At 35.2% G+C, this 13341-nt stretch carries 16 protein-coding genes; 6 read left to right on the top strand and 10 right to left on the bottom strand.

The genetic code is table 11. From position 1 onward, the window contains the following. The first annotated feature begins 72 nt into the window (after positions 1-72). The 5 genes from PBT91_RS00960 (at position 73) to PBT91_RS00940 (ending at position 4494) form a co-directional block, all read left to right on the top strand. Entirely contained in the window at positions 73-1035 is a 963-nt protein-coding gene (locus PBT91_RS00960; RefSeq protein WP_270059945.1) for a YheT family hydrolase, read from the top strand. Between the two features lie 93 nt (positions 1036-1128). Further along, a complete protein-coding gene (locus tag PBT91_RS00955; protein WP_270059944.1) occupies positions 1129-2001 on the top strand; it encodes a YicC/YloC family endoribonuclease in 873 nt (290 codons plus the stop codon). Between the two features lie 31 nt (positions 2002-2032). Then, positions 2033-2605: a guanylate kinase gene (gene gmk, locus PBT91_RS00950; protein WP_270059943.1), complete on the top strand. Its 573-nt coding sequence runs from the start codon at positions 2033-2035 to the stop codon at positions 2603-2605. A 1-nt stretch (position 2606) separates the two neighbouring features. Further along, positions 2607-3191 carry a nicotinate (nicotinamide) nucleotide adenylyltransferase gene (nadD, locus tag PBT91_RS00945; RefSeq protein WP_270059942.1) on the top strand — a complete coding sequence of 195 codons (585 nt, stop codon included), beginning with the start codon at positions 2607-2609 and terminating at the stop codon, positions 3189-3191. A gap of 307 nt (positions 3192-3498) precedes the next feature. After that, complete coding sequence (locus PBT91_RS00940) at positions 3499-4494, top strand: NAD(P)H-dependent glycerol-3-phosphate dehydrogenase (protein ID WP_270059941.1); 996 nt, start codon at positions 3499-3501, stop codon at positions 4492-4494. Positions 4495-4556: 62 nt separating this feature from the next. On the opposite strand, the gene PBT91_RS00935 is transcribed toward PBT91_RS00940, so the two are convergent. The 5 genes from PBT91_RS00935 to PBT91_RS00915 form a co-directional block, all read right to left on the bottom strand. Then, a complete protein-coding gene (locus PBT91_RS00935; protein WP_270059940.1) occupies positions 4557-4952 on the bottom strand; it encodes a hypothetical protein in 396 nt (131 codons plus the stop codon). A 14-nt stretch (positions 4953-4966) separates the two neighbouring features. Continuing rightward, positions 4967-5146 carry a hypothetical protein gene (locus PBT91_RS00930; RefSeq protein WP_270059939.1) on the bottom strand — a complete coding sequence of 60 codons (180 nt, stop codon included), beginning with the start codon at positions 5144-5146 and terminating at the stop codon, positions 4967-4969. A gap of 81 nt (positions 5147-5227) precedes the next feature. Continuing rightward, complete coding sequence (pheS, locus tag PBT91_RS00925; protein WP_270059938.1) at positions 5228-6247, bottom strand: phenylalanine--tRNA ligase subunit alpha; 1020 nt, start codon at positions 6245-6247, stop codon at positions 5228-5230. Between the two features lie 92 nt (positions 6248-6339). Further along, positions 6340-7017: a ceramidase domain-containing protein gene (locus PBT91_RS00920; RefSeq protein WP_270059937.1), complete on the bottom strand. Its 678-nt coding sequence runs from the start codon at positions 7015-7017 to the stop codon at positions 6340-6342. A 3-nt stretch (positions 7018-7020) separates the two neighbouring features. Next, the gene (locus PBT91_RS00915; RefSeq protein WP_270059936.1) at positions 7021-7377 is read right to left on the bottom strand and encodes a hypothetical protein; all 357 of its coding nucleotides are present in this window, start codon (positions 7375-7377) and stop codon (positions 7021-7023) included. 144 nt (positions 7378-7521) lie between these two features. Here PBT91_RS00915 and PBT91_RS00910 point away from each other — a divergent pair, with 144 nt between their 5' ends. Further along, the gene (locus PBT91_RS00910; protein ID WP_270059935.1) at positions 7522-8040 is read left to right on the top strand and encodes a CvpA family protein; all 519 of its coding nucleotides are present in this window, start codon (positions 7522-7524) and stop codon (positions 8038-8040) included. Between the two features lie 53 nt (positions 8041-8093). Here PBT91_RS00910 and can read toward each other — a convergent pair whose 3' ends face one another. The 5 genes from can to PBT91_RS00885 form a co-directional block, all read right to left on the bottom strand. Beyond that, positions 8094-8726, bottom strand: coding sequence for a carbonate dehydratase (gene can / locus PBT91_RS00905; protein ID WP_270059934.1), 633 nt, complete (start codon positions 8724-8726; stop codon positions 8094-8096). Between the two features lie 18 nt (positions 8727-8744). Then, a complete protein-coding gene (locus PBT91_RS00900; protein WP_270059933.1) occupies positions 8745-10316 on the bottom strand; it encodes a SulP family inorganic anion transporter in 1572 nt (523 codons plus the stop codon). Positions 10317-10409: 93 nt separating this feature from the next. Then, positions 10410-10697 carry a hypothetical protein gene (locus PBT91_RS00895; protein WP_270059932.1) on the bottom strand — a complete coding sequence of 96 codons (288 nt, stop codon included), beginning with the start codon at positions 10695-10697 and terminating at the stop codon, positions 10410-10412. 63 nt (positions 10698-10760) lie between these two features. Beyond that, positions 10761-11510: an SH3 domain-containing protein gene (locus PBT91_RS00890; RefSeq protein WP_270059931.1), complete on the bottom strand. Its 750-nt coding sequence runs from the start codon at positions 11508-11510 to the stop codon at positions 10761-10763. A 2-nt stretch (positions 11511-11512) separates the two neighbouring features. Beyond that, positions 11513-13294 carry a BatD family protein gene (locus PBT91_RS00885; RefSeq protein WP_270059930.1) on the bottom strand — a complete coding sequence of 594 codons (1782 nt, stop codon included), beginning with the start codon at positions 13292-13294 and terminating at the stop codon, positions 11513-11515. Positions 13295-13341: the final 47 nt, after the last annotated feature.

The raw sequence follows: 13341 nt of genomic DNA, 5'->3' as shown, positions 1-13341 counted from the left end.
TCAAGTAACATGAAATTAAATCCTGAATGAGGTATTGAATATCGAGTAAAAAAAATTTCGCAAATTTGGCAAATGCCAGTGATCGAAAGTAATTATACCGCTCCGCCTCTTTTTAAAAACGCGCATATCGCAACCATTTATGCCGCAACGCTTAGAAAAGTAGATTTTAAGTCTGAAAAACGAAAACGTTTAGAACTTAAAGATGGTGATTTTTTAGATTTAGATTGGTCTTTTTCTAAAACTCCATCTAAAAAATTAGTAATTGCCATGCATGGTTTGGCAGGCGATGCCAGTAGACCGTACATGCTGGGAATGGGCAAAATTTTTACTGAAAATAACTGGGATTACTGCGGAATGAATTTTAGGAGTTGTAGCGGTGAAATAAACCGACTATACCGCAGCTACAATGCCGGCGCTACTGAAGATCTCGAAGAGGTTTTGGCGCATATTTTAACCAAATATAACTACACTGAAATTGCCTTGGTTGGATTTAGCCTTGGCGGTAATCTTTTGCTGAAATATCTGGGAGAGCGCACTATACTTCCAGAACAAATAAAAGCAGCCGTTGCCGTTTCTACGCCATGTGATCTTGCTGCAAGCCTGGAAGCATTAAATTTGCCCCAAAATAGATTATACAGTAATCGTTTTAAAAAGAATTTGAAAGATATACTTTTTGAGCGTCAAATGGCATTTCCAAAAGAACTTGAAAAAAAGCAAATATCAGCTTGTAATTCGTTACTAGCTATCGATGAGCTGTACACCAGCCGTGCACATGGTTATGCCTCTGCGGCTGAATATTACGAAAAATGCAGTTGTCTTCAGTTTTTACCCAATATTAAGATTCCAACGCTTTTGCTGAATGCTGAAAATGATAGTTTTCTCACTTCCGCATCATTCCCTAAGAAAATAGCCAAGAATTCTAAATTTTTGCATTTAGAAATCCCAAAACATGGCGGTCATGTAGGTTTTATTCAGCATAAAAAAATATATTACCAGGAAGAAAGAGCGCTTCAATTTATCCAAAATCAGCTTTAAGATTTCAGTAGAAACCATTGTTCAGCTAAATTTTTCTATAGCCTTTGCGCTGCCTAAGAATTGATTATCTTTGCACAACCGTAAAAATGAAGCATGATTCAATCTATGACAGGTTTTGGGAAAAGTGTACTACAGCTTCCCAATAAAAAGATTACTATAGAAATTAAATCTTTAAACAGCAAAAATCTGGATTTAAATGCCAGAATTCCTTCGCAATATCGTGAGAAAGAATTGGTGATGCGTAACACGATATCCTCTGCTTTAAAAAGAGGAAAAGTAGATTTCTCACTCTATGTAGAGCAAACAAGCGATGAGACTTCAGCTTCAGTAAATGCAGCAGCGGTAAAGAATTACATTAAGCAAATGCAAGATTTAAAGTTACCAAATGTTGGTAGCAAACATGATGCCCAGCTTTTAGAAATCGCAATGCGCCTTCCTGATGCGTTAAAAACAGAACGAGAAGAGATTGACGAAACAGAATTTGAGGCTATCGAAAAAGCACTTTTAGAAGCATTGGCTGAAATTAATGAGTACAGAACTGCAGAGGGCGCTGCTTTGGAAAAAGATCTAAAAATTCGTGTAAATAATATTGGCAATCTACTGGATGAAATTATGCAAATTAATCCAGAGCGTGTAGATAATGTTCGTGAGCGACTTCGTAAAGGAATCGAGGATCTTAAAGAGAATGTAGACGAAAATCGCTTTGAGCAGGAACTGGTTTATTATATCGAGAAATACGATATCACAGAAGAAGAAGTTCGATTAAAAAATCACCTGGCTTACTTTACTGAAACTTTAGATACAAAAGATAGCAACGGTAGAAAATTAGGATTTATCGGCCAGGAAATGGGACGTGAAATAAACACCATTGGTAGCAAAAGTAACTACGCCCCAATGCAGCAGCTTGTAGTGCAAATGAAAGATGAGCTGGAAAAAATAAAAGAACAAGTCTTAAACGTATTATAACAGCATTCAACCCAAAATAAAGCACAGCACCATGAAAGAAGGGAAGCTCATCGTATTTTCAGCTCCGTCTGGTTCAGGGAAAACCACTATTGTAAGACATCTTTTAAAGCAGGAAGAATTAAAGCTAGATTTTTCGATTTCAGCAACATCTCGTGATCCTCGCTCTAACGAAATTGATGGAAAAGATTATTATTTCTTGTCTTTAGAAGATTTTAAAAAGAAGATCAAAAACGACGAATTTCTAGAGTGGGAAGAAGTTTACCGTGATAATTTCTACGGAACTTTAAAAGCTGAAGTAGAGCGAATTTGGGCAAAAGGAAAGCATGTTATTTTTGATATCGACGTGGTGGGAGGATTAGACATTAAAAAAATCTATCCTGAAAGAACACTGGCTGTTTTTGTAAAACCACCAAGTATCGAAGAATTAAAGATCAGGTTAAAAAAGCGTAAAACCGAGTCTATGGATAAAATAAATATGCGTGTTGCCAAAGCAAGTATCGAGCTTGCCACTGCACCACAATTTGATTTTATTATCGAGAATAACGACCTGAAAGTGGCATTGGAAGAAGCATATAATTTGGTTTCAGACTTTATAAAGAAGTAAGATGAATAAAAAAATCGGACTTTTCTTTGGCACCTTTAACCCCATCCATATTGGGCATGTGATCATTGCAAATCATATGGCCGAATTTTCTGATTTGGATGAAGTATGGCTGGTGGTTACTCCGCATAATCCGCATAAGAAGAAAAGTACGCTTTTAAATAACCATAATCGTTTGGATATGGTTTTTATGGCCTGTGAAGAATTTGAACATCTACAACCCAGCGATGTAGAGTTTCGATTGGAGCAGCCTAATTACACCGTAAAAACACTGGCGCACCTTCAGGAGAAATATCCTACCAACGAATTTTGTCTTATTATGGGCGAAGATAATTTAAAGACGTTCCATAAATGGAAAAATTACGAGGTGATTTTAGAAAATCATTCGCTGTATGTTTATCCAAGAAAATCTGGCGGAAGGGTAGAAAATCAATTTAAAGATCATCCAAAAATTACCAGAGTGGATGCACCTGTTATTGAAATTTCAGCAACATTTATTCGAGATTCAATAAAAGAAGGTAAGTTTATAAAACCCATGTTACCACATAAAGTATGGGAATACGTAATCCATAACAATTTTTATAAGTAGCCGAAAGAAAAGCATAAACTAGACTTTAGCACAATTTGCTACTGGACCATAGTATTACTACAAATTAAAAAACCGCCCTGTATCTCTCATACAAGGCGGTTTTCAAACTAAATAACCAACCAAAAAACTAAGAACTTCTTCTTTGCGTAGAAGAAGCGCTTTATAATAACGCCTTCATTTCTATTAAGATTGTCTTTAAGATCACTTATTTACTGTTAAACTTTTATTATACTTTCTTCAATTACTGCTTAAGATCCCGTCTTCCTTTATAATATCTTTAATTTTGCTATTACAACAAACCTTAAAAATGAATACAGTTCCAAACATAGCAGTTATTGGCGGAGGAAGTTGGGCTACTGCCATTGTGAAAATGCTAACAGAGAATCTTAATAAAGTACATTGGTATATGCGCAGTATTTATGCCATAGAACATCTAAAAAAGCATGATCATAATCCTAACTATCTTAGTGATGTTGAGTTTGATATTAATCAACTTCAGCTTAGCAACGACATTAATGAAATTGTTAGCGCGGCAGATATTTTAATCTTTGCTATTCCCTCTGCATTTTTAAAATCTGAACTAGACAATTTAAGCGTGTCTTTAAAAGATAAGATCGTTTTTTCAGCCATAAAAGGAATTGTTCCAGAAAGTAGTTTGATTGTTGGAGAACACTTTAATAAGTTCTACGATATCGATTTTGAAAATATTGGTGTAATTACCGGGCCTTGCCATGCTGAAGAAGTTGCACTCGAGCGATTATCTTACTTGACTATCGCCTGTAGCGACGAGGAAAAAGCAAAGATGCTGGCCGGTTTCTTATCTAGCGATTATATAAAAACAAAAACAAGTGACGATATTGTAGGAACCGAATATGCTGCTGTTTTAAAAAATATTTATGCTATTGCTGCCGGAATCGCACACGGGCTGGGATACGGCGACAACTTCCAGAGTGTACTAATGAGTAACGCTATTCGCGAGATGAAAAAATTCATTAAGAAAGTACACAAAATGAAGCGTAACATAAACGATTCGGCTTACCTGGGCGATCTTTTAGTTACTGGATATTCTGTATTTAGTAGAAATAGAATGTTTGGGAATATGATCGGGAAAGGTTATACCGTAAAAAGCGCACAAATGGAAATGAGTATGATTGCTGAAGGTTATTATGCTACAGATAGCGCCTACAAAATTAATAAAGAACGTAAAGCTAAAACCCCTATAATCAACGCTGTTTATGCTATACTTTATGAAGGTAAAAATCCTAAAAAGACCTTTAAAAAACTGGCCGATAAATTAGACTAGCCAAAAAATTATAATTACTACTACCAAAAAGCCTCTGTTTCCAGAGGCTTTTTTAATTTATTTTATTCTGCTAAAATGCCCAATTTGGGAATTAGCGGTATCTCTTTTTTAAGATCTTCTTTTACGCTGTTCTTTTTAAAGATAAAAGTTTTCTCAAACATCTTATTATCCACAAAAAAAGTGATCTGATACTCGTTATTAAGCTGTAAAACTTCATCCTGAATAAACTCGATCTTGGCGAAAGAATGTGGCGGTAACTTCTCCAGTTTATGGCGCATTACCGAAGTTTCTTTTTTTCCGTCGTAACCTTTAGAAACGATAAGGATCATTTCTATTGTAACATTTTTATTATTGATAATGTACGCATTCCACTCCTCTGCCTGAAATGCTTCATTAAACTCTCTTACTGCGGCAACATGGATTTTTTCAACTTTAGGAATCTCAATATCCTCTTTCAAAACTTAATCTTTTATTATTCTTTATCAAACTTGTCTTCCCACTTATGTTTAATCATCTGCCATAATATAAATAATACAACAGCAGCAACTGCAAGAACAATTAAACCAATTGTCAATTTTAAAACAGCAATTGCCAAGTAGATGGCCAAGCCTAAAATTATACCCGCCAAAATTAAAAAACCAGTCTTTTTCATGAGTTTTATTTTGAGGCAATTTCGTCTTTTTAGAAAAGCCATTCTCTCAAAAAACTCACAAAATTAAAGTATTCGATGCTATTAGATCGACGATTTAAACTGCTCTAAGAATCGCACGTCGTTTTCATAGAACATACGAATATCACCAATTTGATAGAGTAGCATTGCGATTCGCTCTATTCCCATACCAAAAGCAAACCCAGAATATTCTGTTGGATCGATGCCACAATTTTTAAGTACGTTAGGATCTACCATACCGCATCCCATAATCTCTAACCATCCAGTCCCTTTGGTAATTCTATAATCGGTTTCTGTTTCTAAGCCCCAATAGATATCCACCTCGGCGCTTGGCTCGGTAAATGGAAAATATGAAGGTCTTAATCTAATCTTAGATTTCCCAAAAAGTTGTTTTGTGAAATATAAAAGCGTTTGTTTAAGATCTGCAAAAGAAACATTCTTGTCGATATATAATCCTTCTACCTGGTGAAAAATACAGTGGGAACGTGCTGAAATTGCTTCATTTCTAAATACACGACCAGGAGAAATTGTTCTAATGGGAGGCTCATTTCCTTCCATGTATCTTACTTGCACAGAAGATGTATGCGTTCTAAGCAAAATATCTGGATCTGTTTGAATAAAGAATGTATCCTGCATATCTCTTGCAGGGTGATATTCTGGTAAGTTTAATGCCGTAAAATTATGCCAGTCGTCCTCGATCTCTGGACCTTCAGAAACATTAAATCCAATATTCGAAAAAATCTCTATGATTTGATTTTTAACTATTGAAATGGGGTGACGTGAGCCAATTTCTAAAGGCTCTGAAGGACGGGAAAGATCACCGTAAATTCCTTTTTCCTCTTCAAGACTTTCTAATTGGTTTTTAAGTTCTTCAACTTTTTCCTGGGTAGAAGTCTTTAGTTCATTAACCGCCTGTCCAAAATCCTTTTTTTGTTCGTTAGGAACGCTTTTAAATTCAGCAAAAAAACTATTAAGGATTCCTTTTTTCCCTAAATATTTAATTCTGAAATTTTCTATTTCATCTTTTGTCGTCGCATTAAACGCTTTGACATCAGCAATATGTTCCTTAATCTTATCAATCATAGATACAATTCTTATAAGTTGGCAAATTTATAAAAATTTACGTCTTTAAGCTGTATTAAAAACCGATAAAACCTGAAGGGAAATTTAAGAAATTAGGGTTCTAAATTAGATCTTTTGGCATCCAGATAAATATACTTCATTAAAAAGAAAACAGTGAAAGCACCGAAACTGTGCCACAACCAATGGGTTCCCATCGAAAAATGAATATAGCGATCTAAAGCTCTAAAACTTATCGCTACAATAAAGCTTAATACTGCAAAGGCCATAAATTTAGCATGCCTAAATTTTGTTTGCCATATATGTATTGCAATAGGCAAAATTACACCTATCGCAGAGGAAATATATCCATAGTTTTCTCCATGCGATTTAAACGGAATAAACTTAATACCAATAACAAGCAAGAGCACCAAAACCATTAAACCAACTACCTGTCTCTTTTTATTACTGGCCTTTGAAGCAAAATAAAGTGAGGATGATAAACATAGTATCACAATAGGCACCCAATCCATTAAAAGCCATATTTCGTGACTTCTGGTAGCATGATAAATGGTTCCGCCAAGCCAGCCTATAAACAAAACCGGGAGCGCGAAACTTAAGAACCACTGTTCTCTATAATTTCTATAAACGCGATAGGAGAAGTAAATTACAATCGCTATAAAAAATATGTTACTAAGCGTATTAAAGGGTTCTACGGGAAATCTTCCCAGCACAGTTTCCCTGTAAATTGGCCCCGAATCATTCGGGTGATCGGCGAAAAGCAACAAGTTCATGTTTTAAGAAATATAATCCTTCTCCAGAAAATAATTTACAATTGCCTCTTTCATTAAAATACTTTGTTCCCCAGCTTTTAGATTTGGTAATTGCTCCAGGACTTTATAATGTGGCCAGCCATCATCATCAAAATAATCAAACTCGTAATAACCATAAGGTTCTAAGAGTCTACAAATAGCAATATGCATCAAGTCTACCTTTTGATCTTTTTTAAAACGACGATGTACCTGCCCCAGTTCTTGCACCCCTATAATATAAATAACCGCGTCTAGTTCCATATTTTCGCCATCAGCAAATTGAACTGCTAATTTTTGCTGAAGATTTTCCCACCGCTCTTTTAATTTTTCGTCTCTTGCCATGATGCAAATATAGGTTTTGAAACCAAATTATTTATATTTGATTTTGATATCACTAGTAACCTTCAAAAGTAAAAAACAAGGTCTGATCTTTATCTTACTGTAACAAAAATTTAAAAAGTTTTACTTATACTTTAAATATTACGCATGAACACTATTGATATTATCTTGGGAATTGTTTTGTTATACGGACTCATCCGAGGATTTTTTCGAGGCTTATTTGCCGAAATTGCTGCGCTAATAGGACTTATTGCCGGAATTTACGGCGCCATTTATTTCAGTTATATTTTAAGCGACTTTCTAGATAAATATGTAGATTGGGAAGAAGGCATTACAAATCTTCTAGCTTTTGCTATCACCTTTATTCTTATTCTATTTTTAATTACAATGGCAGGAAGATTTCTTACTAAAGTAGCTAATCTTGCTGCGCTTGGGATGGTAAACAAGATTTTAGGAGGAGCTTTTGGCCTTTTAAAGTTAGCTTTTTTGGCCAGTGTCGCGATCATGTTTTTTAAAGCTACGGAAGATCAAGTAGATATTGTTGAAAAAGAAACTGTTGAGAGATCTGTGCTTTACCCGCCTGTTTCTATAATTGCCCCCACCATTCTACCTACAATTTTACGGAAAGCTAGGGAAAGAGGAATCTGGAATCCAACTGAAAATTAAGAAATAAAAAAAAGGAGCATAAGCTCCCTTTTCTATAAAATCTAAATAGAAGATTAGAAATTTAATCTGTAGACCTCATCCAATCTTTCGTTCCCGCTGAAGTGAACATTTAAATCTTTCACTATTCCGGTTCCTACTCCGTATGCCCAACCATGGATCACCACTTTTTGCTCCTTTTTCCAGGCATTCTGGACAATAGATGTTTCTGCAAGATCGTAAACCTGTTCAATCACGTTTAACTCAACAAAACGATCCCAGCGTTCCTTTTCATCTTCAATCGCTTCTAGTTCTTTAGTGTGCATTTTATAAACATCTTTTATATGTCTAATCCAGTTATCGATCAAACCTATAGATTGGTTTTCCATGGCTGCTTTTACTCCACCACAACCATAATGTCCACAAACTATAATATGCTCCACTTTTAGTGCATTTACCGCATAATCTAGAACGCTAAGCATATTCATATCGGTATGCACCACCATATTGGCTATATTACGGTGAACAAAAACCTCTCCCGGCTGTGTTCCTATAATTTCGTTAGCAGGTACACGACTATCAGCACAACCTATCCAAAGTAACGGAGGCTGCTGACCGTTTTCCAAACGCTTAAAAAATTCAGGATCCGAGCTTAGCTTATTGCTTACCCATTCCTTGTTATTTTCTAAAATCTGTTTATAAAATTCCATATTTATTTTTATCTAAAATTAAGCATTAGCATTGGTTGTAAAAAATTTTGAATAACTTTTGGGGTTAACCACTTCCTCTTTTGCAGTTACAATAGTAATAGATATATTTCGATCTGCGGCATGCACCGAATATTCATCAAGAATTTCTACAATATCATAATCCAAATATTTTGTATTAGTTACGTCTATTTCAAGATGAGAATTTTTCGGCAAACTATGTAATTCTCGATTAATAGCGCCTTTATTTAAAAAAGTAACCTCTTCAGCAAATACCATCTTATATTGATGTGTTTCTGAATTTAATTCTTTCTTATGTAAAAAATGAGAGTTTCTATAGCTGTTTAATAAAATGGTAACAATGCCTACTGCCAGCCCTAGACCAATCCCAATTAAAAGATCGGTAAAAACAATTCCGATTATGGTAACGATAAATGGCAAAAATTGTGCTTTTCCTAAACCGTACATTTTTTTAAACAATGAGGGTTTTGCCAACTTGTATCCTACTAAAAATAATATGGCGGCAAGCACTGCTAGCGGAATCATATTTAATAGCACTGGTATAGCTACTACAGAAATTAATAACAAAAATCCATGAACAATTGCAGACATTTTTGTCCTTGCGCCAGATTGGACATTGGCAGAACTTCTTACAATTACCTGGGTAATAGGCAATCCTCCTATTAATCCTGAAATGATGTTTCCTGTTCCTTGAGCTACCAGCTCTCTATTGGTTGGAGTTACTCTTTTATGGGGATCTAACTTATCTGCAGCTTCTACACAAAGCAGCGTTTCTAGACTTGCAACTATCGCAATAGTAACTCCTGTAATCCATACCTCTGGATTTTTAATTGCTGAAAATCGAGGAAAGGTAAACTGACTTCCAAAATCTGAAAAACTTTCGGGAACAGGCACTTTAACTAAATGTTCTTCAGCAATACCAATAGATGTTCCCTGAGCTAAAATATAATAAATCACACCGGCTATCACAGCTACTAATGGGCCTGGTATAATCGTGAAAATTTTACTCCGTTTAGCGAGTACATTTTCCCAAAGCAATAAAATAGCAAGTGAAATTGCCGTAACGATTAAAGCACCAGGGGAAACGTAATCTAACATATTTATTAACTCAGAAAACGTATTTTCTCCGTCTGGCTGAAAAAATGAAAAATCTCCTTCATAATCTCCATCGTATCCAAATGCATGCGGAATTTGTTTAAGAAAAATTATAATTCCTATACCCGCTAACATTCCTTTAATTACAGAAGAAGGAAAATAATAACCAATAACTCCCGCCTTAAATATTCCCAATAAAATTTGAATTGCTCCACCAATAACAACTGCTACCAAAAAGCTTTGGAAGCCTAAAGAAGCGATAGCTGTAAGAACGATTACAGCAAGCCCGGCGGCGGGGCCACTTACTCCCAACTGTGAACCACTAATCGATCCAACAATTACTCCGCCAATTATACCAGCAATTAATCCTGAAAAGGCTGGCGCACCACTGGCAAGGGCTATACCTAAACAAAGCGGTAAGGCCACGAAAAAAACTACCAAACTCGCCGGCAAATCCTTATTTAAATATTTAAACATATACCCGAATTTAAAATATTAGACTATTAAATAACCAAAATGAGGTTACTTTCTATCTTACAAAATCAATTGTTGAATAAAATGTAAAAACTATTAAAAGTATCTGGGAGGCGGAGAAGTAATATCTATGTGAACCTTATGATAATCCTGCATATAATTATCGAAAAACAAGCCTTCTTTATCATCAAAAGATGATACTATGGAATATACATCGAAGGTTGAAGTGAATTTAAAGAAGTAATTAATTTCTAGATTGTTTTCTTCTTCATTCAGCGAGAAAGCACTGGAATAATTTGCTTCTTCATCAACTATTGCAAGGATAGAAGATGTGTTTATAAAGCTTATAAAGACAATTAAAAAAATATAAGCATGTGCTTTCATATTATAAAAATATGCCTTTTGCGCTTAATTTTTGCTTTAAATCAAAAATAAATGGCAATATTCTTACAATTCTTTGATGTTATCTTTTTTGATCCATCCCTGCTTACCATCAGCAAGTTCGATCTTATACCATTCCTGATAGTTTTCTAGGAGTTTAGCTTTAGTTCCTTCATGAAGTACGAACGAAGGATCTCCTCTCAAATTAGGTTCGCTTCTTACATCTGCTTCTGCACTAAAAACAATAGCATAATTATTATTCAACTGAAGATTTTGTTGATTAAAGGCAAAAATCACTGAAATTATACTACAGATAATACAAACTATGGCCGCTGAAAATAACACTCTTTTAAGCAAAACGCTCCTGCCATAATAGTACAACAAAAAAAGAATCACAAAAGATATCATAAACACGATGGCTATCATTGCCCATGTATTAAAACTAAAAGTTGAAATTAAGCTATTTACGGTTTTAGAAACTCCGGTTTGTTCTATATTTTCTATATCGTCCATCGCCATATTTTTGGCAAACTGGATGTTGTTTTTTACATCAGCATCGTTTGGCTTTAATTGTAATGCTTTTTCATAATAATAAATACTGGGCGCTATATGATTTAACTTATAGTGAGCGTTTCCCAAATTATAATATAACGAAACTGATGCTTGTCCTCCATCTAAAATTTTCTCATACGCAGTTATGGCTTTTTGGTAATTACCATCTGCATATTGCTTATTGGCTTCCTCGAAAAGAGAATTATTTTGTGCAAAACCAATTGTAGTGCAAAAAACCAATATGATAAAAAGGATCTTTTTCATAATTACAATTGTTTATCTAAAGTTGAAATGACACTTGCTGCTTTATCATAATCCTGTTTCATGGTATCCATCGATGCCGGTGTGTATCTCGCAAATTCGCAACTCTTTAAAATTTCGATAAATTGGGAAGTTGTTGCATTATCAACTCCTTTATTTGTAAGAATTTCACTTATTCTTTCCTTACTCATTTCACCGGTTTGGATATGCAATTTTGCTTTTAAATAATTATGCATAGCTCTTTCTAATGCAATATAAAATTGCTGTTGTTCCCCCAGATTTTTTCGAGCTTCAGAAAGATATTTCCTTGCTAGCTTATCTGCTTTTCTAATTTTGTTACCGGTAACGTCCTTGGCTCTTGCTTCTCGCTTTTTGCCAAATAAAATCACTATCGGAATAATTAAAAGAGGTAAAATTAAAAGCGCCCAAAACAGCCAAGATCTAAAAAACACAGGAGCATTAATTGAATTTAAATCGGCATTTAATTTTATATATCTGAATTGATCTCCGCTAAGTGTTACTGCCTGTTTATTAGGGTTCGCAACATTTGCCCCGTCACCATTTTCATTTGCATTAACAGGCGCTCCTACCGGTCCATTTTCTACATTTATAACAATATCTTCTGAGGAAATCGACTTATAGGTTTCTGTACGAGGATTAAAATAAGAGAAATTTAAACCAGGGATCGGATATTTACCTTTTCTTGTAGGAACGATCGTATAATCCTCGGCTAAGCTACCCTGAGTACCATTAGCATTAGAACTAAAATTTTCTTTACGCTCTGGCTCGTAAATTTCGAGAGAGCTTGGTACCGTCAAATCGGGAAGTTCAAAAAGCATTAGATTTCCGCGTCCTCTAACCTTTACTGAAGCAGTTAAAGATTCCCCGGCATCTAAAGTGGTTTTACTAGGCTGAACATCAAATTCGAAACTACCAACGGCACCAGAGAAATTTGCTGGTTTCCCCTCAGTAGGGAGCGGTTTTACGTCTATTTGTCGACTAGCTGAGGTTACCCGTTTTTCAACAGTTTGATATATAACCCCTCCAAAAATACTTCTTCGTTGGCTGGGCACGTCTACAGAAACTGAAACCGCTAAGGGCTCGATTTCCAGCTTACCTGTTTTCTGTGGATAAAGCAATGTTTTGTATAAAACTACATAACGATAAGGCTCGCCACGATAAGTACCTTCTTCTACTCTTATACTGCTACTATCCAACGCCTGACTCCAAAAATCTGTAAAGGATGGATTATCTAACATTCTGTAATTACTAACGCTAATACGCCGACTTACATAAAGCTTATAAACAACCGTTACCGCTTCATTTAAATACGGATCTGCTTTTGAAATTTCAGCAACAAAATGAATATTATCTTCTGGAACGATAGTAGAATTATTGCCATCCTGAGGTCGCTCTACGGCATCACCAACATTAACGTTTACAGGGGTCGTTTTATATACTGTACCAGCAACAGTTACTTCGGCCTGGCCAATAGTTTTGTTTCCTTTGGAAGTTGGTTCGAGATAATAACTGTAGGTTTTAGAAAAGGTACTTTTTCCGTTAACCCAACTATTACTTACCTGTTGGTTTGGACCACCTACTACCTTAAACCCGGTAAAAGATGGCGGTGTAAAATTATCGCCGTCTTTATTCATATTGAAATCTACACGCAGGCGTTCATTGACTCCAATCTGCTCCCTACTAACTTCTGCGGTAAACTTTACCTGTGCAGAAATAAGGCTGGTAATAAATAAAAACAGACTTAATATTATTAACTTTAATTTCATTTGTAAACCTTAATTCTAATCTGAATTCAATTTTAAAAATTTAAGAG

The organism is Zunongwangia sp. HGR-M22 (genome assembly GCF_027594425.1).
Lineage (GTDB): Bacteria > Bacteroidota > Bacteroidia > Flavobacteriales > Flavobacteriaceae > Zunongwangia.
Note: the sequence above shows the minus strand (reverse complement) of the source record. Positions and strands in the feature narration are given on the sequence as shown.

Excerpts from the sequence above, each read along its gene's own strand:
- PBT91_RS00960 (WP_270059945.1), top strand. The coding sequence starts at position 73 with ATGCCAGTGATCGAAAGTAATTATACCGCTCCGCCTCTTTTTAAAAAC.
- PBT91_RS00955 (WP_270059944.1), top strand. The coding sequence starts at position 1,129 with ATGATTCAATCTATGACAGGTTTTGGGAAAAGTGTACTACAGCTTCCC.
- gmk (WP_270059943.1), top strand. The coding sequence starts at position 2,033 with ATGAAAGAAGGGAAGCTCATCGTATTTTCAGCTCCGTCTGGTTCAGGG.
- nadD (WP_270059942.1), top strand. The coding sequence starts at position 2,607 with ATGAATAAAAAAATCGGACTTTTCTTTGGCACCTTTAACCCCATCCAT.
- PBT91_RS00940 (WP_270059941.1), top strand. The coding sequence starts at position 3,499 with ATGAATACAGTTCCAAACATAGCAGTTATTGGCGGAGGAAGTTGGGCT.
- PBT91_RS00930 (WP_270059939.1), bottom strand. The coding sequence starts at position 5,146 with ATGAAAAAGACTGGTTTTTTAATTTTGGCGGGTATAATTTTAGGCTTG.
- pheS (WP_270059938.1), bottom strand. The coding sequence starts at position 6,247 with ATGATTGATAAGATTAAGGAACATATTGCTGATGTCAAAGCGTTTAAT.
- PBT91_RS00920 (WP_270059937.1), bottom strand. The coding sequence starts at position 7,017 with ATGAACTTGTTGCTTTTCGCCGATCACCCGAATGATTCGGGGCCAATT.
- PBT91_RS00915 (WP_270059936.1), bottom strand. The coding sequence starts at position 7,377 with ATGGCAAGAGACGAAAAATTAAAAGAGCGGTGGGAAAATCTTCAGCAA.
- PBT91_RS00910 (WP_270059935.1), top strand. The coding sequence starts at position 7,522 with ATGAACACTATTGATATTATCTTGGGAATTGTTTTGTTATACGGACTC.
- can (WP_270059934.1), bottom strand. The coding sequence starts at position 8,726 with ATGGAATTTTATAAACAGATTTTAGAAAATAACAAGGAATGGGTAAGC.
- PBT91_RS00900 (WP_270059933.1), bottom strand. The coding sequence starts at position 10,316 with ATGTTTAAATATTTAAATAAGGATTTGCCGGCGAGTTTGGTAGTTTTT.
- PBT91_RS00895 (WP_270059932.1), bottom strand. The coding sequence starts at position 10,697 with ATGAAAGCACATGCTTATATTTTTTTAATTGTCTTTATAAGCTTTATA.
- PBT91_RS00890 (WP_270059931.1), bottom strand. The coding sequence starts at position 11,510 with ATGAAAAAGATCCTTTTTATCATATTGGTTTTTTGCACTACAATTGGT.
- PBT91_RS00885 (WP_270059930.1), bottom strand. The coding sequence starts at position 13,294 with ATGAAATTAAAGTTAATAATATTAAGTCTGTTTTTATTTATTACCAGC.